This window comes from Rhodococcus sp. SMB37, assembly GCF_004345605.1.
GTDB lineage: Bacteria > Actinomycetota > Actinomycetes > Mycobacteriales > Mycobacteriaceae > Rhodococcus.
The window spans coordinates 52771-75428 of record NZ_SLVY01000001.1 but is presented as its reverse complement, the minus strand read 5'-3'; the positions used below and the strand labels follow the sequence as shown (position 1 = coordinate 75428).

22 protein-coding genes are annotated in these 22658 nt (G+C 66.9%); 12 read left to right on the top strand and 10 right to left on the bottom strand.

Features of this window, described 5'->3' with window-relative positions; translation table 11 throughout:
• Nucleotides 1-2: 2 nt before the first annotated feature.
• Both tal and tkt read right to left on the bottom strand, forming a co-directional pair.
• Entirely contained in the window at nt 3-1148 is a 1146-nt protein-coding gene (gene tal / locus EV641_RS00370; RefSeq protein WP_132470027.1) for a transaldolase, read from the bottom strand.
• Nucleotides 1149-1153: 5 nt separating this feature from the next.
• Entirely contained in the window at nt 1154-3256 is a 2103-nt protein-coding gene (gene tkt, locus EV641_RS00365) for a transketolase (protein WP_132470025.1), read from the bottom strand.
• Nucleotides 3257-3467: 211 nt separating this feature from the next.
• Here tkt and EV641_RS00360 point away from each other — a divergent pair, with 211 nt between their 5' ends.
• On the top strand, nt 3468-4445 hold the full coding sequence (locus EV641_RS00360) for a heme o synthase (RefSeq protein WP_132470023.1): 978 nt from the start codon (nt 3468-3470) through the stop codon (nt 4443-4445).
• A gap of 80 nt (nt 4446-4525) precedes the next feature.
• Here the strand turns inward: EV641_RS00360 and EV641_RS00355 are convergent, their stop codons facing one another.
• Nucleotides 4526-5491 (bottom strand): quinone oxidoreductase, encoded by a 966-nt coding sequence (locus EV641_RS00355; RefSeq protein WP_132470021.1) that lies wholly within the window; start codon nt 5489-5491, stop codon nt 4526-4528.
• 22 nt (nt 5492-5513) lie between these two features.
• Here EV641_RS00355 and EV641_RS00350 point away from each other — a divergent pair, with 22 nt between their 5' ends.
• Nucleotides 5514-5855, top strand: a complete 342-nt coding sequence (locus EV641_RS00350) for a hypothetical protein (RefSeq protein WP_132470019.1) — start codon at nt 5514-5516, stop codon at nt 5853-5855.
• 71 nt (nt 5856-5926) lie between these two features.
• Here the strand turns inward: EV641_RS00350 and EV641_RS00345 are convergent, their stop codons facing one another.
• The 4 genes from EV641_RS00345 to mptB form a co-directional block, all read right to left on the bottom strand.
• A complete protein-coding gene (locus tag EV641_RS00345; RefSeq protein ID WP_132470747.1) occupies nt 5927-6892 on the bottom strand; it encodes a COX15/CtaA family protein in 966 nt (321 codons plus the stop codon).
• Nucleotides 6893-6954: 62 nt separating this feature from the next.
• Nucleotides 6955-7755, bottom strand: coding sequence for an ABC transporter permease (locus EV641_RS00340; RefSeq protein WP_132470017.1), 801 nt, complete (start codon nt 7753-7755; stop codon nt 6955-6957).
• Nucleotides 7752-8696, bottom strand: a complete 945-nt coding sequence (locus EV641_RS00335; RefSeq protein ID WP_132470015.1) for an ABC transporter ATP-binding protein — start codon at nt 8694-8696, stop codon at nt 7752-7754. The genes EV641_RS00340 and EV641_RS00335 overlap by 4 nt, the downstream gene beginning before the upstream one ends.
• Nucleotides 8693-10432, bottom strand: a complete 1740-nt coding sequence (gene mptB / locus EV641_RS00330; RefSeq protein WP_132470013.1) for a polyprenol phosphomannose-dependent alpha 1,6 mannosyltransferase MptB — start codon at nt 10430-10432, stop codon at nt 8693-8695. Before mptB ends, EV641_RS00335 begins: the two co-directional genes overlap by 4 nt.
• Nucleotides 10433-10515: 83 nt before the next feature.
• On the opposite strand from mptB, the gene EV641_RS00325 reads away from it, so the two are divergent.
• The 8 genes from EV641_RS00325 to EV641_RS00290 all read left to right on the top strand — a co-directional run bounded on the left by EV641_RS00325 (nt 10516) and on the right by EV641_RS00290 (nt 17639).
• Nucleotides 10516-11295 (top strand): metalloregulator ArsR/SmtB family transcription factor, encoded by a 780-nt coding sequence (locus tag EV641_RS00325; protein ID WP_132470011.1) that lies wholly within the window; start codon nt 10516-10518, stop codon nt 11293-11295.
• 100 nt (nt 11296-11395) lie between these two features.
• The gene (gene sufB / locus EV641_RS00320) at nt 11396-12844 is read left to right on the top strand and encodes a Fe-S cluster assembly protein SufB (RefSeq protein ID WP_054716511.1); all 1449 of its coding nucleotides are present in this window, start codon (nt 11396-11398) and stop codon (nt 12842-12844) included.
• Nucleotides 12845-14095 (top strand): Fe-S cluster assembly protein SufD, encoded by a 1251-nt coding sequence (sufD, locus tag EV641_RS00315; RefSeq protein WP_132470009.1) that lies wholly within the window; start codon nt 12845-12847, stop codon nt 14093-14095.
• Nucleotides 14096-14146: 51 nt separating this feature from the next.
• A complete protein-coding gene (gene sufC / locus EV641_RS00310; RefSeq protein ID WP_132470007.1) occupies nt 14147-14947 on the top strand; it encodes a Fe-S cluster assembly ATPase SufC in 801 nt (266 codons plus the stop codon).
• A 4-nt stretch (nt 14948-14951) separates the two neighbouring features.
• Nucleotides 14952-16241 (top strand): cysteine desulfurase, encoded by a 1290-nt coding sequence (locus EV641_RS00305; RefSeq protein ID WP_132470005.1) that lies wholly within the window; start codon nt 14952-14954, stop codon nt 16239-16241.
• Nucleotides 16241-16717, top strand: a complete 477-nt coding sequence (gene sufU / locus EV641_RS00300; RefSeq protein ID WP_054716508.1) for a Fe-S cluster assembly sulfur transfer protein SufU — start codon at nt 16241-16243, stop codon at nt 16715-16717. Before EV641_RS00305 ends, sufU begins: the two co-directional genes overlap by 1 nt.
• Complete coding sequence (locus EV641_RS00295) at nt 16714-17124, top strand: metal-sulfur cluster assembly factor (protein ID WP_132470003.1); 411 nt, start codon at nt 16714-16716, stop codon at nt 17122-17124. Before sufU ends, EV641_RS00295 begins: the two co-directional genes overlap by 4 nt.
• Nucleotides 17121-17639, top strand: a complete 519-nt coding sequence (locus EV641_RS00290; protein ID WP_132470001.1) for a MarR family winged helix-turn-helix transcriptional regulator — start codon at nt 17121-17123, stop codon at nt 17637-17639. The genes EV641_RS00295 and EV641_RS00290 overlap by 4 nt, the downstream gene beginning before the upstream one ends.
• Nucleotides 17640-17668: 29 nt before the next feature.
• Here the strand turns inward: EV641_RS00290 and EV641_RS00285 are convergent, their stop codons facing one another.
• Nucleotides 17669-18616, bottom strand: coding sequence for a Ku protein (locus tag EV641_RS00285; protein ID WP_132469999.1), 948 nt, complete (start codon nt 18614-18616; stop codon nt 17669-17671).
• Between the two features lie 39 nt (nt 18617-18655).
• Nucleotides 18656-19774, bottom strand: a complete 1119-nt coding sequence (locus tag EV641_RS00280) for a lycopene cyclase family protein (protein ID WP_132469997.1) — start codon at nt 19772-19774, stop codon at nt 18656-18658.
• Nucleotides 19775-19939: 165 nt separating this feature from the next.
• Here EV641_RS00280 and EV641_RS00275 point away from each other — a divergent pair, with 165 nt between their 5' ends.
• Nucleotides 19940-21571: an ABC-F family ATP-binding cassette domain-containing protein gene (locus EV641_RS00275; RefSeq protein ID WP_132469996.1), complete on the top strand. Its 1632-nt coding sequence runs from the start codon at nt 19940-19942 to the stop codon at nt 21569-21571.
• A 141-nt stretch (nt 21572-21712) separates the two neighbouring features.
• Entirely contained in the window at nt 21713-21967 is a 255-nt protein-coding gene (locus tag EV641_RS00270) for a helix-turn-helix domain-containing protein (RefSeq protein WP_054716749.1), read from the top strand.
• A gap of 32 nt (nt 21968-21999) precedes the next feature.
• On the opposite strand, the gene EV641_RS00265 is transcribed toward EV641_RS00270, so the two are convergent.
• Nucleotides 22000-22566 (bottom strand): TetR/AcrR family transcriptional regulator, encoded by a 567-nt coding sequence (locus tag EV641_RS00265; RefSeq protein ID WP_054716759.1) that lies wholly within the window; start codon nt 22564-22566, stop codon nt 22000-22002.
• Nucleotides 22567-22658: the final 92 nt, after the last annotated feature.

Genomic DNA, 22658 nt, shown 5'->3' with positions numbered 1-22658 from the left:
GCTCAGCCCTCCGCGCCCGGAGCGTGTGCAGCCAACTGCTCAGAGGTGGCCGCCAGCAACTCGTTCCAGGACACTTCGAACTTCTCGACGCCTTCGTCTTCGAGCTTGCGGAAGACGTCGGGCAGATCGACTCCGATCTTGGTGAGTGCATCGAAGACCTGCTGGGCAGCCGTGATGTTGCCGGTGACGGTGTCGCCGGTGACCTCGCCGTGGTCGGCGACGGCCTCGAGGGTCTTCTCCGGCATGGTGTTGACCGTGTTCGGCGCCACCAGTTCCGTGACGTACAGGGTGTCGGAGTAGGCGGGGTTCTTCACACCCGTCGAGGCCCACAGTGCCCGCTGAGGGTGGGCACCAGCGGCCTCGAGCGACGGGAATCGTGCGCCACCTTCGAACGCCGCGCGGTACGCCGCGTAGGCGAGGCGAGCGTTGGCGACTCCGGCCTTGCCACGCAGGGCGAGTGCGGCGTCGGTACCGATCTCCTCGAGTCGCGGATCGATCTCGGTGTCGACGCGCGAGACGAAGAACGACGCCACCGACCGGATCTGGGACAGGTCGTGACCGGCCGCCTTGGCGGCGGTGAGACCGTCGAGATATGCGTCGATCACCCGCTCGTAGCGATCGACCGAGAAGATCAGCGTCACGTTCACGCTGATGCCTTCACCGATCACGCGGGCGATCGCAGGCAGGCCGGCTACCGTCGCCGGAATCTTGATGAACAGGTTCGGGCGATCGACGATCTTCCACAGCTCGATCGCCTGCTCGACCGTCTCGTCGGTCTTGTGCGCCAGCCGGGGATCGACCTCGATGGATACGCGACCGTCGAGACCACCGGACGCGTCGAAGACCGGGGCGAGCACATCGCACGCTGCGCGCACGTCGTCGGTGGTGGCAGCGAGGATCGTGGCGTCGACGTCGGCACCAGACGCGGCGAGCTCGCGGATCTGCGTGTCGTAGGCGTGCCCCTTCGACAGAGCCGCCTGGAAAATCGACGGGTTCGTCGTCACGCCGACGACGCTGCGGGTCGCGACGAGTTCGGCGAGGTTGCCGGACTCGATCCGCTCACGCGACAGGTCGTCGAGCCACACCGAGACTCCTTCGGCGGACAGTTGCGCCAGAGTCTCGTTCTGAGTGGAAGTCTGCTGGGTCATCGGGGTCATCCCTTCACACGTGTCAGCGAGCGGCGGGCAGCGTCGACGACGGCCTCGGCGGTGATGCCGAACTCGCGGTACAGAGTCTTGTAGTCGGCGGAGGCGCCGTAGTGCTCGAGCGAGACGGCCTCACCCGCGTCGCCGAGCAGCCGGTACCAGGACATTGCCAGGCCGGCTTCGACCGAGACACGGGCCTTGACCGACGGCGGCAGCACCTCGTCGCGGTACGCCTGATCCTGCTCGAGGAACCACTCGAGGACCGGGACCGACACGACCCGCGTCGGGACACCGTCGGCCTCGAGCGTGTCGCGGGCGGCGACGGCGAGCTCGACCTCGGAGCCCGTGGCAAGCAGCACGACCTCGGGTGTGCCGTTCGATGCCTCAGCGAGCACGTAGGCACCGCGGGCGACGCCCTCTTCGGCCTTCTCGCGGGTGCCTTCGAGTACCGGCACGTTCTGACGGGTCAGTGCGAGCGCGGTGGGGCCGGTGCGGTTCTCGAGCGCAGACTTCCATGCGAACGAGGTTTCGTTGGCATCCGCGGGGCGGATCACCGCGAGGTTCGGGATGGCCCGCAGCGCGGTGAGGTGTTCGATCGGCTGGTGTGTCGGACCGTCCTCGCCGAGACCGATCGAATCGTGCGTCCACACGTAGATCGCCGGGGTCTGCATCAGCGCAGCGAGACGCACCGCGGGACGCATGTAGTCGGAGAACACGAGGAACGTGCCACCGTACGGGCGGGTGGGACCGTGCAGCGCGATGCCGTTGAGGATCGACCCCATAGCGTGCTCGCGGATGCCGAAGTGCAGGGTCCGGCCGTAGGGCTGAGCTGTCCAGTCCTTCGTCGAGATGGACGCCGGGCCGAACGACTCGGATCCGGAGATCGTGGTGTTGTTGCTGCCCGCGAGGTCGGCGGAGCCGCCCCACAGTTCGGGCAGGATCGGGCCGAGGGCAGCGAGTGCCTTACCCGACGCGGCACGCGTGGCCGGTCCCTTCTCGACGGGCTCGTACGTCGGAAGTGCGTCGACCCAGCCCGCGGGGAAGCTGCCCTCGTGCAGACGATCGAACAGCTCCTTGCGTTGCGGCTCGCGCTCGGCCCATGCGTCGAAGTCGGCCTGCCAGGCCTCGCGGGCCTTGGTGCCACGATCGACGACACGGCGGGTGTGCTCGATCACCTCGGCCGCGACGTCGAAGTTCTTCTCGGGATCGAACCCGAGGGCGGTCTTGACTGCGGCGACCTCGTCGGCGCCCAGCGCGGCACCGTGAGCGTCGCCACTGTTCATCTTGGTGGGGGCGGGGTAACCGATGATCGTGCGCACCGAGATGAACGACGGACGGTCGGTGACCGCCTTGGCGTTCTCGATGGCCTCGAGTAACGCGGAGACGTTCTCGCCGCCCTCGACGGTCTGTACGTGCCACCCGTACGCCTCGTAACGCTTCGAGACGTCCTCACCGAGGGCGATCGCAGTGTCGTGCTCGATGGAGATCTTGTTGTCGTCGTAGAAGACGATCAGATTGCCGAGTTCCTGTACCCCGGCAAGCGAGGACGCTTCTGAGGTGACGCCCTCCTCGATGTCGCCGTCGGAGGCCACCACGTAGATGTAGTGGTCGAACGGGCTCGAGCCCGGTGCGGCCTCGGGGTCGAACAGGCCACGCTCACGGCGGGCTGCCATCGCCATACCCACGGCGGAGGCGAGACCCTGGCCCAGCGGGCCGGTGGTCATCTCGACGCCCGCGGTGTGGCCGTATTCGGGGTGTCCGGGCGTGAGCGAACCCCAGGTGCGGAGCGACTCGAGGTCGGCGAGTTCGAGGCCGTAGCCGGACAGGTACAGCTGCACGTACAGCGTCAGGCTGGAATGCCCGCACGAGAGAACGAAGCGATCGCGGCCGACCCACTTCGGGTCGGTCGGATCGTGCCGCAGAACTCGCTGGTAGAGCGTGTAGGCCAGTGGAGCCAGGCTCATTGCGGTGCCCGGGTGCCCGTTTCCGACCTTCTGGACGGCGTCGGCGGCGAGAATCCGCGCGGTGTCGACGGCCTTGGTATCCAGGTCGGTCCAGTCGGCGGGGTGGACCGGCTGGGTGAGGGTGCGGATCTCGTCTGTGATCGACACGAGCAGAAGTCTCCTGACATGGGTGTACGGGGTGCCGGCGGGTGTCAAAGCCCCACGCGCTCCTCCAGAGTAATGCCCGGTGGTGAGCGGGTCGATTCGGTCCGCAGGTGGCTGCGGTCTACCATCGTCCGTAGTAGTGGCGCGTCCGAACGACCGGGCGACCGTGAGCGGGCGAGCGAAGGTGCGTATTCGCGTGGTGCAAGGAGACAGTGTGCGAGCAGGGCGGCGACCAGGAGGTCACGGCTTGGGCGCCCCGGAGGTTCCCGCCACGCCACGACCGGACACCGCATGGGGTCGTCTTTCCGGCACGGTGCTCGCATATATCGCGTTGACCAAACCGCGCGTGATCGAGTTGCTGCTCGTCGCGACAATTCCCGCGATGCTCTTCGCCGACCGTGGCAGCGTCGACATCGTCCTGATCCTGAGCACCCTGTTCGGCGGGTGGATGGGTGCTGCGAGCGCAAACGCGCTCAACTGCGTCGTCGACGCCGACATCGACAAGGTGATGAAACGCACGGCGCTGCGGCCCCTCGCGCGCCAGGCCGTTCCGACCCGCAACGCCTTCGTGTTCGGTGTCGTGCTGGGCCTCGGGTCGTTCCTGTGGTTGTGGTGGCGTGCGAATCTTCTCGCCGGCCTGCTGGTCGTCGCGACCATCGCGTTCTACGTCCTCGTCTACACGATGGTGCTCAAGCGCCGCACGTGGCAGAACGTCGTGTGGGGCGGTGCCGCAGGATGCATGCCGGTCATGGTCGGCTGGGCCGCGGTCACCGGGTCGCTGAGCTGGGAACCGATCGTGTTGTTCCTGGTGATCTTCTTCTGGACTCCGCCGCACACCTGGGCGCTCGCGATGCGCTACAAGGAGGACTACAAGGCGGCCGGGGTGCCGATGCTTCCGGTGATCGCCACCGAACAGCACGTCACCAAGCAGATCCTGTTCTACACGTGGGCGACGGTCCTCGCGACGCTGGTCATCGCGCCCGCGGCCGGTCTCGTCTACGCAGTGGTCACAGTGTTGGCGGGGGCATGGTTCCTGTACGTCGCGCACCAGCTCTACAACAGCGTTCGCGGCGGCGCCTCCGTCAAGCCCCTCAAGCTGTTCCTGCAGTCCAACAACTATCTCGCCGTCGTATGCCTCGGCCTGGCCGTGGATTCTGTGCTGGACCTGCCGACCATCGCGTCGTACTTCTGACACCCTTCCCGCGACGATTTTTGCTTCCCGCGCTGGCCGTAACCGACGCGGGAAGCAAGATATCGTCGCGGGTAGTTATTTCACGGGAGCAGCACGATCGAGCCGGTGGTGCGGCGCGACTCGAGATCGGTGTGTGCCCGGTCCGCGTCGGCGAGTGGATACGTCGCGCCGACGCGGATGTTCAGCGTTCCCGCTGCGATCGCCGCGAACACGTCACCGGAGCGCCACAGCAGTTCCTCGCGGGTCAGGGTGTGGTGTGCCAGCGTGGGGCGGCTGACGAACAACGACCCGGCCGGATTGAGGCGCTGCAGATCGAACGGGGGCACCGGGCCGCTCGCCGCCCCGAACAGCGCGAGGGTGCCGCGGATGCGCAGCGACGCCAGCGACGCCTCGAAAGTCGCCGCACCGACCCCGTCGTACACGGCGGCCACTCCGTCACCGCCGGTGAGGGCCCGGACCTGGTCGCCGAGATCGTCGTCGTACCGCAGAACCTCTGCCGCACCCGCCTCCCGCGACAGGGCCTCTTTCTCGTCGGTGGAGACCGTGGTGATCACGCGGACGCCCTTGGCGACGGCGAGCTGGGTCAGGAGCAGCCCGACGCCCCCCGCCCCCGCATGTACGAGCACCGTGTCGCCCGGTTGCGCCGGATAGGTCGATTCGATCAGGTAGTGCGCGGTCATTCCCTGCAGCAGCACTGCCGCGGCCTGATCGGCGGGAATCGAGTCCGGAACGGGCACTGCCACGGCTGCCGGGACGCGGACCAGTTCGGCGTAGGAGCCCTCTGCGGCGCACCACGCCACTCGCTGCCCGACAGCGAAATCGTCGACATCGGAGCCGACGTCCACCACCGTCCCGGTGCCCTCCGAACCCGGGACATAGGGCAGATCCGAGCCGTACATCCCGGTCCGGAAATAGGTGTCGATGAAGTTGACGCCGATCGCGTCGGTCCGGATGAGCAGGTCGCCGGGGCCGGGTCGAGGGTCGGGGAGTTCCGTCGGGACGAGGACTTCCGGACCGCCGTGCTGTGCCACTTGTATTGCGCGCATACGGCCACAGTATTCTGCAGGCATGAGCGTCGAAACCCAGACCGCGCCGGCACCGGCCGACATCGTCTCGTCCCTCCGCAGCTTCGTCGCCGAGCACGGCGAGACCGCCAAGGCGGTCATCCAGCCCGTCGGATACGTCGGCGTGCGGATCACCGTCGTCGCCGAGGACGGTGTGCTCGGCGATCGTGTGGTCGCCGACCTGCCGACCGCGTACGCGGTGGTCGAGGCGCTGCCCAACGTCACCGTCTCCGGTTGGGAGCGTGAGGTCGCCAGCATCGCCACACCGGCACAGGGGCACTGGAAGAAGATGGCCGGCTGGGTCGCGAAGCAGACCCGATTCCCGAAGGCGCGCAACGAGCGCTGACCGTGCCCGCACGACGAACGCGTCGGCCGCCCGAGATCATCGGGCGGCCGAAGTCGTATCTGTGGAGGAACTCAGACCGCGACGGGCTCGCGGTCCGGTGAATCGGTGCGAACCCGGCCCGCAGCCCAGACTGCGGCGGTCGCGGCGGTGCACAGTCCCGCGCCGGCGACGTGCATGACCACCAGCACAGCCGGCACGTCCGTCCAGAACTGGATCAGGCCGATCGAGGACTGTGCGACGACGAGTGCCAGCACGACCTTCAGACGCAGCTTCACGGCGTCGGTGGTGTGCACCGCGTACACCGCGAATGTGAGGCCGACCAGCAGAGCCAGGTACGCGACGAGCAATTCCGCGTGCAGGTGCACGAGGTTGGTGATATCGAGGTCCAGGCGAGGCACCGGCCGGTCGATGCTCTTGTCGCCGGCATGCGGGCCGGCGCCGGTGACCATCGTTCCGGCGATCAGGACGCCGGCGAGTGCGACGCCGCAGAGTGCGGTGAGCCACCGGAGCGGCTGGGGGAGTGTCTGCACCACCACGCCGTCGTCGGGTTCCCCGACCTTGGTGTAGAGGATCACAGCGAGCCACACCAGGAGCATCGAGGCGACGAGGTGGATGGCGACGGTCCACCACAGCAGGCCTGCGAGCACGGTGATGCCGCCGATGATCGCCTGCACCACGGTGCCCGCGGGCATCACCCATGCCCAGGCGATCACCTCGGGACGCCTCCTCGCCCGTGTGACCGCAAGGACGATCGCGGCGGCGACCAGGACGACGACGAACGTGAGTAACCGGTTGCCGAACTCGACGATCTGATGCAGCGTGTTCACGTTGCTCGACACGCCGACCGGCACCATCGAGCCGGGAAAGCACTGCGGCCACGTGGGGCACCCGAGCCCGGAGGCGGTCACGCGTACCACCGAACCGGTGACGGCGATGGCGCCCTGCACCACGATCGACAGGAACGCAATGATCTTCTGCGTCCGAAGAGATGGCAGGGGCAGACGGTCGACAAGGCTCAGATAGCCGCGATACAGCACGGTCACGATAGTACGACTCCGTCCACTACGGCCTGTAGTTGGGTGTTTCGGCGTCTCTTGGGTCAGGTGAACCGGAACCAGCGGGCGGCAGCCGCGCCACCGATCAGCGCCCAAACCGCCATCACCACGATCGAGAGCCAATCGACCCCTCCGGCGATCGCGGAGTCGAGCGCCAACGTCAAGGATCCCGACGGCACCAACCGGACCACGTGTACGAGTGCCTCGGGGATCACGTCGTCGAGGAGCACGACACTGCCGATGCCCAGCAACACGAACCACACGATGTTCGCGAGCGCCAGCACGATCTCGGCGCGCATCGTGCCACCGAGCAGCAGGCCGAGGGTCGCGAACATCACCGTTCCCAGCGCGATGACCACCGCTCCGATGACCAACCCGATCACGCTCGGGCGCCAGCCGAGCGCGAGTCCGATACCGCCCAGGAGAATTGATTGCATCACCACTACGATCCCGACCGCAGTGCTCTTACCTGCGATGATTCCCCATTTGGGGAGGGCGGTCGCGCCGAGCCTTTTCAGTGCACCGTATCTGCGATCGAATCCCACGGCGATCGCCTGTCCGGTGAACGCGGTGGACATCACCGCGACCATCATGACTGCGGGCAGGACCCGCTCGACGCGGGGGTCGCCGAGGTCGCCGATCGGCAGGAGAGTGAGTCCGACCAACAAGGTGATCGGGATGAACATCGTCAGCAGAAGCTGCTCACCGTTGCGCAGCAGGAGAGTCAGTTCCATCCGAGTCTGTGCCACGAGCATCTTCGTGGGCGCGTTGGGGCGTGGATCCGGCGTGAAGGTGCCAGGGGTGAATCGGTTGTCGACCAGACGGTCGCGGGGCGTCACACTCAACCTCTCAGTTCCCGTCCTGTGAGTTCGAGGAACACGTCCTCGAGGCTGCGCTGGTCGACGCGGATCTCGGTGGCGAGCGCACCTTGCTCGGCGCACCACGTGGCCGCCGCGGCGACCACGGACGGATCGATATCGCCTTCGACGAGATAACGACCGGGCAGCGCCTCGCGCACCCGGTAAGGGTCTGCCAGGGAAGCGCGCAACGCGGCGAGGTCGAGGTCGGGTGGCGCCGACAGCCACAGCTGGCCCTCCGCGCCGATCCGGGTGACCTCCTCGGGGGTCCCCGAGGCGACGACCTTGCCGTGATCGATGATGACGATCTCGTCGGCAAGTTCTTCGGCTTCGTTCATCAGATGAGTGGTGAGCAACACGCCCACACCGTCGCGGCGCAGGGCGTCGATCAGTTCCCACACCAGCAGCCGGGCCTGGGCGTCCAAGCCGGCGGTGGGTTCGTCGAGGAACACCAGTTCCGGGCGACCGACGAGCGCGCACGCCAACGCGAGGCGCTGCTGCTGCCCACCGGAGAGTCGCCGGTACGGAGTGCGGCGGGAGTCCTCGAGTCCGAGGCGCTGCAACAGCCAATTCGGATCGAGTGGGTCGGCGGAGTAGGCCGCCACCAGATCGAGCATCTCCCCGGCCTTGGAACCCGGATAGGCGCCGCCGCCCTGCAACATGACCCCGATCCGTGGCCGCAGGAGGTCGGACTGGGTGATCGGGTCGAGTCCGAGAACGCGGACCGTGCCCGCGTCGGGGGTGACGAACCCTTCGCACATTTCCACCGTGGTGGTCTTACCGGCACCGTTGGGGCCGAGCAGAGCGAGTACCTGAGCGGGTTCGACTGTCAGGTCGAGTCCGTCGACCGCGGTCACACCCCCGAATTTCTTGACGACGCCGTCGAGGCGCACAGCGGGAGCCGCACCTGCGGCAGATATCGAGGTCACGGGTTTCCAGCGTAGGCGTCGACGTTTTCTGTGGGGCGCGCTGGTGCGTGATCCTCACCGCGCCACGGCAGCAGATTGCGGGTCGCGATGATCAGGAGACCGGCGACCACGATCGTGGCGATGGCCGCCTGCACGATGATGAACGGCTGGTATTCGCCCCCGTTGGGCATCAAGATCACGCTGACCACCGACGAGAACACGATCGTCGGGACGCGGAAGATCGGCCGGGTCGCCCATGCTGCCAACGGAATCACCGCCCACAGCAGATACCACGGTTGGACCACCGGGAACAGCAGCACGATCGCGCCGAGCGAGACACCCAGTGCGCCGACGGGATGCAGACGCCCGGTCAGGACGCCCAGCAGCATTCGCACGGTGACGAACGCCGCCACCAGCGCGGCGATCGGTCGTGTGATGGACAACACCGCGGTGGTGTGATCACCGAGGCCGAGTAGGACTCCGGCCAGGCCGGTGCCCACTCCGAGCAAGGTCGGGATCGACATCCAGCTGCGAACCTCGGTAGCGGTACCCAGGGTGTGTGTCCAACCCAGTCCGAGGTCGCTGCCCCAGCTGATCATGGCGATCACCGCCAGCGCGACGACACCGAGCGCTGCCGCCGCCGTGAGCACCGAGCGCACCGATCCGCCCCATCTGCGGGCCAGGGCCATGCCGACGAAGCCGAGCGCGAGTAGCGACGGCACCTTGATCATCGACGACAACGCGATCACGGACGTGCCTGCCGCAAGCCACGCGGCGACCTGCCACCGTGGCGTCCCGTCCGTGTCGCGGTAGACCCCGCGCAGCGCCAGTTCGACACCGGCCAGCATGAGCCCGAGCATCAACGCCTCGTTGTGGATACCCGCCACGAGGTGGAACAGCAGCAGCGGGTTCGCGGCGCCCAGCCACAGGGCGCTCACCGGAGCCACACCGCACCGCCGCGCGAGACGCGGCAGGGCCCACACGATCAACGCGACGCCGAGCAGGGCGAACAACCGGTGTACGAAGATGCCGGCGACGATGTTCTCGCCGGTGAGGAGCGTGACCTTTTCACCGAGCCAGATGAAGGCGGGTCCGTACGGAGCGGGGGTGTCGCGCCAGATGTTCGGCACAGTTCGGGTCAGGACGTGATCGACGCCGAGTGCACCGGCCGGGCCGATTCCGTACGGGTCCATGCCGCGTGCGGCGATCTCGCTCTGCGCAAGATACGAGTACACGTCCTTGCTGAACATCGGGGGCGCGACGATCAGCGGAAGGATCCACAACAGCAGTGTGCGGTCGAGTTGTGACCGGGTCAGGCGGCGAGGTTGTCCGTCGGGGTCGCGGCGGCCGATCGCGAAACGCCCGAGCAGGAGCCACGCGAGGACGACGAGGACGGTCCCCGTCATGGTCAGGGTCAGTGCGGCGCTGGGCATCCGGGCGGCGAGTCCGAGCGCGCGGACGCCCTGCACGGGGTTCTGCAGCACCGGTTGCGCACCGGCCCCGAGCGCGCCGACGGCCATGAGGACGGCGCCGGTCGCACCGAACAGTCGGATGCGGTGCAGTTGTACGGTCTCGGTGGTATCGAGCCCGCGCCCTTCTGCCTCGTTGCCGTGCAGGACGGTGGCCACATCGAGTCGTGCGCCGCGGCCGTCGACGCCGAGGGCGCGCCGAGCAAGCGTGAGCGCGCGGGTACCGACGCCGGTTCCGTCGGACGTGTGATCCGAGGGTGAATCGGGTTCGGGTGAAGTCGACGGCACCCAGGAAGCGTAACGGGCGTCCGGAGACCGCCCGGATCTGTCCGGTGTGGCGTGTGTTCCCACGGTGAGGAAGGGCACCCTTGGTGGACCGTCGTCCTGAATTCCGTCACACTGGTGTTGTGAAAAGCCCGTCGGAGCTCGTGGAGCATGCAGAACGCGCAGGTCATACACCTGCCGTGGGTGCTGCGCGTCCAGCGACCGGACGCGAGCACCAGGAAGGTCAGACCCGTGCAGCGGTCGTACAGCTTCTGGTCGAGAACGGACCGATCACCGCAACCGACATCGGCGAGCGGCTCGGTCTGAGCGCAGCGGGCGTGCGCCGTCACCTCGATGCCCTCATCGGGTCGGGTGAGGCCCAATCCGTCGTCCCGCCCCGCGCGAAGACACGCGGCCGCGGCCGACCTGCCCGGCGCTTCCAGCTCACCTCCGTCGGTCGCGCCCGGCTCGGACACTCGTACGACGATCTCGCCGGCGCGGCGATGCGTCACCTGCGGGAACTCGGCGGCTCCGCAGCGATCGAGGACTTCGCGCGCCGTCGGGTCCAGTCCATCGTGGGCGGTATCGAACCTGTCCGATCGGACGACGAGATCGACACGGTCGCCGACGAGATCGCCGAGGCCTTCAGCGCGGCGGGATTCGCGGCGTCGACACGCCGGGTCGGTACCGGCGTGCAGATCTGCCAGCACCACTGCCCGGTCTCCCACGTCGCGGAGGAGTTCCCCGAACTGTGCGAGGCGGAACAGGACGCATTCGTGCAGCTGCTCGGAAGCCACGTGCAGCGTCTCGCGACGATCGCCAATGGAGACGCGTTCTGCACGACCCACGTACCGGTTCTCCCGGCCAAGGAGCCGCCGAGCCCGTGACCTTCCGAGAACCGCCAGACATCAGAAGCACCAGACAGCCCGAAGTTCGTCCGTCGGTACAGCCCGCGCCGACGACCACCCCACTCCGGAAGGAGCCCGCATGACCGTCACATCGGACCAGAAATCCGGCGCCGGTACACCGCTGACGCAGGAAGAGGCCATCGAGTCTCTCGGCCACTACGAATACGGCTGGTCGGACTCCGACGCTGCCGGCGCAGTGGCGCAGCGCGGCCTGTCCGAGGACGTCGTGCGCGACATCTCCTCGAAGAAGGACGAGCCCGAGTGGATGCTCGATATCCGCCTCAAGGCACTGCGCACCTTCGACAAGAAGCCGATGCCGGTGTGGGGTTCGAATCTCGACGGGATCGACTTCGACAACATCAAGTACTTCGTGCGTTCCACGGAGAAGCAGGCCGCGAGCTGGGACGACCTGCCCGACGACATCAAGAACACCTACGACAAGCTCGGTATCCCGGAGGCGGAGAAGCAGCGTCTCGTGTCGGGTGTCGCCGCGCAGTACGAGTCCGAGGTGGTCTACCACCAGATTCGTGAGGACCTCGAGGCGCAGGGCGTGATATTCCTCGACACCGATTCGGGTCTGCGCGAGCATCCCGAGTTGTTCCGCGAGTACTTCGGCACGGTGATCCCGGCCGGCGACAACAAGTTCTCAGCGCTCAACACCGCGGTGTGGTCGGGTGGCTCATTCATCTATGTCCCGCCGGGTGTCCACGTCGACATCCCGCTGCAGGCCTACTTCCGGATCAACACCGAGAATATGGGTCAGTTCGAGCGCACTCTGATCATCGTCGACGAGGATGCGTCCGTGCACTACGTCGAGGGCTGCACTGCACCGATCTACAAGTCGGACTCGCTGCACTCCGCGGTCGTCGAGATCATCGTCAAGAAGGGCGGCCACTGCCGCTACACGACGATCCAGAACTGGTCGAACAACGTCTACAACCTGGTGACCAAGCGCACCAAGGTCGAGGCGGGTGGCTCGATGGAATGGATCGACGGCAACATCGGTTCCAAGGTGACGATGAAGTACCCCGCTGTGTGGATGATGGGCGAACACGCCCGCGGTGAGGTGCTCTCGGTCGCGTTCGCCGGCGAGGGCCAGCACCAGGACACCGGTGCCAAGATGCTGCACCTGGCGCCGCACACCTCCTCGACGATCGTGTCGAAGTCCGTTGCACGTGCAGGCGGTCGCGCGTCGTACCGCGGTCTCGTGCAGGTCAACAAGGGCGCGTACGGGTCGAAGTCGACCGTCAAGTGCGACGCGTTGCTTGTCGACCAGATCAGCCGCTCCGACACCTACCCGTACGTCGACATCCGCGAGGACGACGTGACGATGGGCCACGAGGCCACCGTCTCCAAGGTCAGCGACGATCAGCTGTTCTACCTGATGAGCCGCGGACTGAACGAGGACGAGGCGATGGCGATGATCGTGCGCGGCTTCGTCGAGCCCATTGCCAAGGAACTGCCGATGGAGTACGCACTCGAGCTCAACCGGCTCATCGAACTGCAGATGGAAGGGGCAGTCGGCTAAATGACTGCGGAAGCAAAGAACATTCCCACCGCCGGCGAGCCGGCTGTCAGTACCGCCGGCGAACCGGTTGCCCGCAACGGCGTCCAGGACGCCGTCCGCGGTGAAAACCGCGCACCGGCCGTCAACAAGGGAGAAGTGTTCACGTCGTTCGACGTGAACGCTTTCGAGATCCCCGGCGGACGTGACGAGGCGTGGCGGTTCACGCCGCTGCGTCGACTGCGTGGACTGCACGACGGCACCGCTATCGCCGACGGCACCGCCACCATCGAGGTCAGTGATGTCGAGGGTGTGCAGGTCGAGACGGTCGGCCGCGGCGACACCCGATTGGGCCAGGGAGGCGTGCCGTTCGACCGGGTCGCCGCGCAGGCGTACTCGTCGTTCGAGGCGGCAACCGTCGTCACCGTGGGTCGCGAGGCCGAGGTCGCCGAACCCGTCACTATCACGGTGACCGGCCCGGGTGAAGACCACGTGGCCTTCGGGCACCTGCAGATCCGACTCGGCGCGTTCGCGCAGGCCACTGTCGTGCTCGATCAGAAGGGCAGCGGCACCTACGCGGAGAACGTCGAGTTCGTTCTCGGCGACAGCGCGCAGCTGCGGATCGTCGCGATCCAGGACTGGGCCGATGACGCCGTGCATGTCGCGGCGCACCATGTCCGCCTCGGGCGTGACGCCGTGCTGCGGCACTTCACCGTCGGGCTCGGCGGCGACCTGGTGCGCATCTCCGCCACCGCCAAGTACGACGGCCCCGGAGGCGACGCCGAACTTCTCGGCCTGTACTTCGCCGACGACGGACAGCATCTCGAGCAGCGGCTGCTCGTCGACCACTCGCAGCCGCACTGCAAGTCGAACGTGGTGTACAAGGGTGCCCTCCAGGGCGACCCGGATTCGGGCAAACCCGATGCGCGCACCGTGTGGATCGGCGACGTGCTCATCCGGGCCGAGGCCGAGGGCACCGACACCTTCGAGCTCAACCGCAACCTCGTGCTCACCGACGGTGCGCGCGCGGACTCGGTGCCGAACCTCGAGATCGAGACCGGCGAGATCGTCGGCGCCGGCCACGCCTCCGCGACCGGCCGCTTCGACGACGAGCAGCTGTTCTACCTGCGGGCCCGCGGTATTCCGGAGGACCAGGCCCGACGGCTCGTCGTGCGTGGCTTCTTCCATGAGCTGCTCGAGAAGATCACCGTGCCCGAGGTTCGCGAACGGCTCGAGGCCGCAGTCGAGGCCGAACTTGCTGCGGTCGGCGTCTGACGCCCCGCCCCGCCGTTACTCCCATTGACTTTCGAAGGAATCAGTAGACCGATGTCCAGCCCCCAGAACGTCCTCGAGATCAAAGACCTGCACGCGCGCGTCGCGCAGACCGACGCGAACGCAGAGCCGATCGACATTCTCAACGGCGTGAACCTCACAGTCCGCTCCGGCGAGACCCACGCGATCATGGGCCCGAACGGCTCCGGCAAGTCCACGCTGTCGTACGCGATCGCCGGACACCCGAAGTACGAGGTCACCTCGGGCTCGATCACCCTCAACGGCGAGAACGTCCTCGAGATGAGTGTGGACGAGCGGGCCCGCGCCGGACTGTTCCTCGCCATGCAGTACCCCATCGAGGTGCCGGGTGTGTCGATGTCGAACTTCCTGCGCACCGCCGCCACCGCCAGCCGCGGTGAAGCTCCCAAGCTGCGCCACTGGGTCAAGGAGGTCAAGGAGGCGATGAGCGAACTCGACATCGACCCCTCCTTCGGGGAGCGCAGTGTGAACGAGGGTTTCTCCGGTGGTGAGAAGAAGCGCCACGAGATCCTGCAGCTCGGTTTGCTCAAGCCGCAGATCGCGATCCTCGACGAAACCGACTCGGGACTCGACGTCGACGCACTCCGCGTGGTTTCCGAAGGCGTCAACAACTACCGCGAACGCGAGCACGGCGGTGTTCTGCTGATCACCCACTACACGCGCATCCTGCGCTACATCAAGCCGGAACACGTGCACGTGTTCGTCGGTGGCCGCATCGTCGAGTCCGGTGGCCCCGAGCTCGCCGACGAACTCGAAGCGAACGGCTACGAACGCTTCACCGCCGCTGCAGCGACGGCAGACATCCAGGGAGCGTGACCCTATGACGGTGCCGGTGCGGACATTCGACGTCACCCGGATACGGGAGGACTTCCCGATCCTCGCGCGCACGGTGCGTGACGACAAGCCGCTGGTCTACCTCGATTCGGGGGCCACCTCGCAGCGTCCCGTGCAGGTGCTCGACGCCGAACGCGACTTCGTTCTCACGCGTAATGCCGCGGTGCATCGCGGTGCGCACGCGTTGTCCGAGGAAGCGACCGACGCATATGAAGGCGCACGCGCCGTCATCGCCTCGTTCGTCGGGGTCGATCCCGATGAGGTGGTCTTCACCAAGAACGCCACCGAGTCGCTCAACCTCGTCACCTACGCATTCGCCGACGCCCGGTTTGCACACCGACTCGGACCCGGCGACGAGATCGTGATCACCGAACTCGAGCACCACGCCAACCTGGTGCCGTGGCAGGAACTGGCCGAGCGCACGGGCGCGACCCTGCGCTGGTACGGGGTCACCGACGACGGCCGCATCGACCTGACGCGGTTGTACGGCGGTGGATCGCAGGCGCCGACCGATGGCGAGCTCACCGACGCGGTCAAGGTCGTGGCGTTCACCCACCAGTCCAATGTGACCGGTGCGGTCGCCCCGGTCGAGGAGATCGTCCGCCGCGCGAAGGCGGTCGGGGCGCTGGTGGTGCTCGACGCATGCCAGTCGGTTCCGCACATGGCGGTGGATTTCCGTGAACTCGGTGTCGACTTCGCCGCGTTCTCCGGACACAAGATGTTCGGCCCGTCCGGGGTCGGGGTCCTGTACGGGCGCCGTGCCCTCCTCGGCGAGGTGCCGCCGTTCATCACGGGCGGATCGATGATCGAAACCGTGACCATGGACTCCACGTCGTTCGCGGCGCCGCCGCAACGATTCGAAGCCGGCTCCCCGATGTCGTCGCAGGCCGTCGGTCTCGGTGCCGCCGTGCGTTATCTGCAGGACATCGGCATGGACGCCGTCGCCGCACACGAACACGAACTGACCGCTGCCGCCCTGACCGAACTCGGTGGCATCGAGGGGCTGCGCATCATCGGCCCGACCACCCCGGAACAACGCGGTGGTGCGGTGTCGTTCGTCGTCGACGGTATTCATGCTCATGACCTGGGGCAGATCCTCGACGACGAGGGGGTGGAAATTCGCGTCGGACACCATTGCGCGTGGCCGCTGCACCGTCGGTTCGGGGTCGCCGCCACCGCGCGCGCGTCGTTCGCGGTGTACAACACGCTCGACGAGGTCACCGCGCTCGGCGCCGCGATCCGTCGTGCTCAGGCCTTCTTCGGGGTGCGTGGCTGATGCGAATGGAACAGATGTACCAGGAAGTGATCCTGGACCACTACAAGCATCCCCATCACCGGGGCCTGCGCGATCCTTACGGTGCGGAAGTGCACCACGTCAACCCGACCTGCGGCGACGAGGTGACCCTGCGGGTACACCTCGACGAGGGTGTCGTCGCCGACGTCTCCTACGACGGGCAGGGCTGCTCCATCAGCCAGGCGGCGACATCGGTCCTGACCGACCAGGTGATCGGCATGCCCGTCGAGGAGGCACTGGCCACCGTCGCAAGTTTCGCGGAGATGGTCGGTAGCCGCGGCACAGTCGAAGGTGACGAGGACGTACTCGGCGACGGCATCGCTTTCGCCGGCGTCTCGAAGTACCCAGCGCGGGTCAAGTGCGCGTTGCTGGGCTGGATGGCATTCAAAGATGCGGTCGTGCAGATCGCCGACAGCACGAGCGACGAAACCGTTTCGAGCGGAGGACTGAACCGATGACCGAACCCGCCCCCGACACCGCTGTCGGCGACACCGAGCAGACCACCGACGAGGCCGGCGCGGCCTTGGTTGCCGATACGGCACCGCCGCTGGATCCCGTGCGTCTCGACGAACTCGAGGAAGCAATGCGCGATGTGGTCGACCCCGAACTGGGGATCAACGTCGTCGACCTCGGGCTCGTCTACGGAATTTCCGAATCGGACGAGGCCGTCACCGTCGACATGACGCTGACCTCGGCCGCATGCCCGCTCACCGATGTGATCGAAGATCAGGCTCGCGGTGCCCTGGTGCGCAGCGGACTGTGCGATGACCTGCGTATCAACTGGGTGTGGATGCCGCCGTGGGGCCCCGACAAGATCACCGACGACGGGCGTGAGCAGCTGCGCGCGCTCGGTTTCACGGTGTGACCAGCACGGATACCTCCGAATCGGCGGATTCGACGGCGGCCTCGGGGCCGGCGGCGGCCGCCGATTCGGTCTCTGGGCTCGATCCGGTCGTCGGACTCGAACAGGGCCTGGTGGTCCTGTGGCGCCGCGTCCGCGGTCTGATCCGCGATCGGGCCGCAGCGGTGCATCCTAAACTCGATCCGGTCTGTTATCCGATGCTGATGATGCTGCGCCGCGCCGACGCCGTGGCAATGGCCGATCTGCATGCAGACCTCGGCATCGAGAAATCCACTCTCACCCGCCGGATCGACAGCACGGTGCGGCTCGGTCTGGTCGAGCGGACACCCGACCCGAACGACGCGCGTGCGCGCCTCCTGGCGCTGACCCCGGCGTGCCGGCAACGGCTCAGCGAACTCGAATCGGTGCACACCGAGCAGTGGCGCACGCGATTGTCGGACTGGGACAGCACGGACATCCGTCGACTCAACGAACTTCTCGGGCGTCTCGGCGACTCGATCGAGGTTCACGACGGCTGATCGGCACCGACCGCGGAGGTCTTTTCCGCCTATGCGCGTTTGCGTCCAGTGCTCTTCTTCGCAGTGCTCTCGGACGCCTGCGTCTTTTTCGGTGTCGCCTTCTTTGCAGCAGTCTTTCTTGCCGGTGCCTTCCGCCCGGTCTTCGTCGTCCCGGACTTCTTCGTGTCGGTGTCCTGCTCGTCGGTGTCCTGTTTCCCACCTGCAGCCTTGACGCTGCGTTGCAGTGCGGCCACCAGGTCGAGAACCTCGGCGTCCTCACCTTCGGTCGAGGCCTCGGCGACCTGGAAAACCTTCTCGCCTCCGCGCTCGATCGCGTCGTCGAGCAGCGCGCGTAGTTCCAGCTGGTATTCGTCGGTGAACTCGGTGGGGTCGAAGTCGTCGGACATCGATTCGACAAGGGTCTCGGCCATCGCGAGTTCCTTGTCGGTCGGAGCCGCCACATCGTCGAGCGCACCGAATTCGGCGGCACGCACCTCGTCCGGCCACAACAGGGCTTGCAGGACGAGGACCCCGTCGGTGGTCCGCAAGGCCGCGAGCCGCGTGCGTTGACGCAGCGTGAAATGCACGAGCGCGGTCCGATCACTACGTTCGAGTGTCGCCGCGAGCAGTGCATAGGCTTTCGGGGACGCAGAATCCGGCTCGAGATAGTAGGTCTTCTCGAACAGGATCGGATCGATTTGCTCGGTGGGAACGAACTGTAGGACCGGTATCTCATGTTTCTCGGCGGCGGGTAGCTTCTCGAAATCGTCGTCGGTGAGTACGACACGCACGCCCTCGTCGGATTCGTAGGCCTTGTCGATGTCCTGGAACGGGATGATCTCACCGCATTCACTACACACACGCTGGTACTTGATCCGGCCGCCGTCGGCGGCATGGACCTGGTGAAATCTGATGTCGTGGCTTTCTGTGGCCGAGTACACCTTCACGGGCACGTTCACGAGCCCGAACGCGATGGCACCTTTCCAGATCGATCGCATGGTTCCATCATGATCGACCCGGGCCCGGGGCGCTCGGCTTCACCGGATCCTCCGCAGGATCGACCACCGCACACCCGAAGGTGCGGCGCCGAACACCCGGCGCATCCCGTCGAGGGTTCCCACGACGTCGGTCCTTCCCGACAGGTAGGCGCGTTGCCGCGCGATCGGCAGGTCGAAGAACGCGGCGAAGAACTCGGGGACCTCCGTCGGGCGCAGGCCGAGCAGCACCCGCAGCCCGATGGTCCGAAACGTCGCCACAGCGCGCGCCGACCTCGGCCACAGCAGCCGGTAGGGATCAGATCCCGACCGGATCGCCGACGCCAGCGGATCCGCGGCGGCGAGCGCCGCAGCGACTGCATAACCCGTCGCCGGGTGCATCAGACCGCCGCAGGCACCGAACCCGAGCACACCGTCGTGCCGTCGCGGACCGCCCTCCACCGAGAACCGAACCCGCTCCACGGGTGCCGTGGCAGCGACCTCGACGCCGCGTGCGGACAGTCGTGTCGCGAGCCTGCGCTGCAGCTCGGCGAGAGGGAGCGCGGGTCGTCCTACCAGGCACGTCTCTTCGAGAAGAACTCGTTCGTCGTCCAAGGGCACCGCATACAGGAACGACGGTGGGTCGGTCTCGGTGGTTCCGTTGTCGCGCCGCCAGTCCATGAACCACGCCGAACGATCCTCGAGGGCCGGCGCCGCGGTGTCTGCGTCGGTCACCACACCGAACGCCGTCTGCTGTGCGGATTCGGATGAGACCGGCACCCCGCGGGCATCGAAGACGTGTGAGGCGCGCAATCGCTGACCGTCGTCGAGGACCACCTCACCGGGACCGACCGAACGGACACGGGCCTGGGTCACGGTCACCGATTCGAGCGACAGCGACCGCTGCAACGCCGCGGTGTCCAGCACGGCATAGGGACGGTCGAGGACATGGGGACGGGTGGTCCACGCACCCGGGGACTCGACCCGGGCCGCGAGGACACTCTCCGGTAGCCACGACGGCAATTCGTCCGCCCATGCGCCGTAGGTTGCGGTCCACACCCGGTGCGGTGACGGGTCGACGGCCCGCACCGTCAGACCGGCCTGCGCGCAGCGCGCGGCCAGCGCGCGTCCGGACGGTCCCAGGCCCGCGACCAGGACATCCGCGGTCCGTGCGGCCCTCATTCGGTACTCGCGGTGATCATGGGGTCACACTAATCCGCTCGCGCGTAGACGTAGCGCATCTCACCTCGTGAAACGGCACGTGGCGCGGTAAAATCAATGGTTCGTGTGCCGCGTGTCCGGCATGATGACCCACACACCACTTTCACCCATCGAGGAGCTTTACGCGTGATCACCGCCACCGACCTGGAAGTCCGCGCCGGCGCGCGGACGCTGCTCTCCTCACCGGGATCAGCGCTGCGCATCCAGGCGGGTGACCGGATCGGTCTGGTCGGGCGCAACGGTGCCGGGAAGACGACGACTCTGCGGATCCTCGCGGGGGAGGGCGAACCGTATGCGGGCACCGTGATCCGCTCGGGTGACCTCGGATACCTCCCGCAGGACCCGAAAGAGGGCAACCTCGACGTCCTCGCCAAGGACAGGGTGCTCTCCGCGCGAGGGCTCGACGAGATTCTCCGCAGCATGGAGAAGCAGCAGGCGTTGATGGCCGAAGCAGTCGACGACAAGGTCCGCGACCGCGCTGTGCGTAAGTACGGCTCCCTCGAGGAACGGTTCTCGACGCTAGGCGGGTACGTCGCGGAGTCCGAGGCCTCCCGGATCTGTCACAGTCTCGGCCTACCCGACCGCGTGCTCGGCCAGGCATTGCACACCCTGTCCGGTGGTCAGCGTCGCCGCGTCGAACTGGCCCGGATCCTATTCGCCGCATCCGACGGATCCGGCGGCAAGTCGGACACCACACTCCTGCTCGACGAGCCCACCAACCACCTCGACGCCGACTCGATCACCTGGCTGCGTGGTTTCCTGCAGAACCACGAGGGTGGCCTCGTGGTCATCAGCCACGACGTCGACCTTCTCGCCGACGTGGTCAACAAGGTGTGGTTCCTCGACGCCGTGCGCGGCGAGGCCGACATCTACAACATGGGGTGGAAGAAGTACCTCGATGCCCGCGCGACCGACGAGGCGCGCCGCCGACGTGAACGCGCCAATGCGGAGAAGAAGGCCTCGGCCCTGCAGAAGCAGGCAGCGAAGCTCGGTGCCAAGGCGACGAAGGCCACCGCGGCGCAGAACATGGCCAAGCGCGCCGAGAAACTACTCAACGATCTCGACGACGTCCGAGTGGCCGACCGGGTCGCCAAGATCCGGTTCCCCACGCCCGCGGCCTGCGGCAAGACACCGCTCATGGCGAAGGAATTGACCAAGGTGTACGGATCGCTCGAGATCTTCACCGGTGTCGATCTGGCCATCGACCGTGGGAGCCGCGTCGTGATCCTCGGACTCAACGGTGCCGGCAAGACGACGCTGCTGCGCCTGCTGGCGGGTGTCGAGACCCCTGATCTCGGCGAACTCGAGCCCGGTCACGGTCTCAAAGTGGGCTATTTCGCGCAGGAGCACGACACGATCGACGACGCGGCAACGGTGTGGGAGAATATCCGGCACGCGGCGCCCGACGCCGGCGAACAGGACCTGCGCGGTCTGCTCGGTGCGTTCATGTTCACCGGCCCGCAGCTCGATCAGCCGGCCGGCACGCTGTCCGGTGGTGAGAAGACCCGTCTGGCGCTCGCCGGTCTGGTGTCGTCCGCGGCGAATGTACTGCTGCTCGACGAACCGACCAACAACCTCGATCCGATCTCGCGCGAGCAGGTGCTCGATGCACTGCGCAGCTACGAAGGCGCCGTGGTTCTGGTCACGCACGATCCGGGCGCTGCCGAGGCGCTGAATCCGGAGCGGGTCATCATGCTGCCGGATGGCACCGAGGACCACTGGTCACAGGACTACCTCGAGCTGATCCAGCTGGCGTGACCACCGCGGCCCGGGTGCATATGCTCCCGGCTCCGCAGATTCTTCCTTCGATCCGGTCGGCGTTGCGCGATCCGCTCCGGGCGCTGCCTGCGTGAACTAGCCTGGGTGATGGGACCTTCGGCGAGGCGACGGGAGGATTCGATGGCACGTAATCCTGACACTGGGCAGCCTTCGTATGCGAAGGGAGCCAGAGTGACCGGGGAGTCCAGAGACCGGTTACAGGCCGAACTCAAGCGTCGCTACGAGGCGGGCGCGAGCATCAGGACGCTGGCGCAGGAAACCGGGCGATCATACGGTTTCGTGCACAACGTGCTGGTGGAGTCGCAGGTGCGTCTGCGCGGTCGCGGCGGCCCGAACCGTCGGCGTGCGGCGCCGGCGAGCACCAGCAGTGGTTGAGAACTCTTCCACGCGTCCGGCGCTGAGTGTGGTCAGTCGCGGCGGCGTACCGACTCCTCGACGAGATCGAGGACCCGGCCGAGTTCGTCTTCTGCATGGCCTGATGCAAGTCGCGCGATGAGCCCGTCGAGGACCAGATCGAGATACGCGACGAGGACCTCGGTGGGCACGTCGTCGCGGAGTTTCCCGGCCTCACGCTGACGCTCGAGACGTCCGACCGTGGCCTCGGTCAATTCGGCCGAGTGCTGGGTCCACGCCTTCGCGAACTCGGGATCGGTGCGAAGTCTGCGCGTGATCTCCAGTCGGGTTCCGAGCCAGTTGAACTGCTCGGGGCTGGAGAGCATGTCGCGCATGACCTGGACGAGGCCCTCGTTGCTGGCGACATCTGCCATGCGTTCGGCGTCTTCTTGCGCGAGCGCGAGGAACAGCCCGTCCTTGTCTTTGAAGTGGTGGAAGATTGCGCCGCGAGAGAGGCCGGTGGCGATCTCGAGGCGTCGTACGGTCGCTCCGTCGTAGCCGAAGTCGGCGAAGCAGCGCCGTGCACCGTCGAGGATCTGGCTGCGCCGCGCGGCGAGGTGATCCTCACTGACCTTGGGCACTACCACCCACATCCTTCCGGAAATAGGAACCACAGCGGGAAACAGGACGGTCGGTGGTGCACGGCGGGCCCAGGACGAGAGGTGTCCCGGGC

Coding starts and splice junctions, on each gene's coding strand:
- tal (WP_132470027.1), bottom strand. CDS start 1,148: ATGACCCAGCAGACTTCCACTCAGAACGAGACTCTGGCGCAACTGTCC.
- EV641_RS00355 (WP_132470021.1), bottom strand. CDS start 5,491: ATGCGCGCAATACAAGTGGCACAGCACGGCGGTCCGGAAGTCCTCGTC.
- EV641_RS00350 (WP_132470019.1), top strand. CDS start 5,514: ATGAGCGTCGAAACCCAGACCGCGCCGGCACCGGCCGACATCGTCTCG.
- sufB (WP_054716511.1), top strand. CDS start 11,396: ATGACCGTCACATCGGACCAGAAATCCGGCGCCGGTACACCGCTGACG.
- sufD (WP_132470009.1), top strand. CDS start 12,845: ATGACTGCGGAAGCAAAGAACATTCCCACCGCCGGCGAGCCGGCTGTC.
- sufC (WP_132470007.1), top strand. CDS start 14,147: ATGTCCAGCCCCCAGAACGTCCTCGAGATCAAAGACCTGCACGCGCGC.
- EV641_RS00305 (WP_132470005.1), top strand. CDS start 14,952: ATGACGGTGCCGGTGCGGACATTCGACGTCACCCGGATACGGGAGGAC.
- sufU (WP_054716508.1), top strand. CDS start 16,241: ATGCGAATGGAACAGATGTACCAGGAAGTGATCCTGGACCACTACAAG.
- EV641_RS00295 (WP_132470003.1), top strand. CDS start 16,714: ATGACCGAACCCGCCCCCGACACCGCTGTCGGCGACACCGAGCAGACC.
- EV641_RS00285 (WP_132469999.1), bottom strand. CDS start 18,616: ATGCGATCGATCTGGAAAGGTGCCATCGCGTTCGGGCTCGTGAACGTG.
- EV641_RS00280 (WP_132469997.1), bottom strand. CDS start 19,774: ATGAGGGCCGCACGGACCGCGGATGTCCTGGTCGCGGGCCTGGGACCG.
- EV641_RS00270 (WP_054716749.1), top strand. CDS start 21,713: ATGGCACGTAATCCTGACACTGGGCAGCCTTCGTATGCGAAGGGAGCC.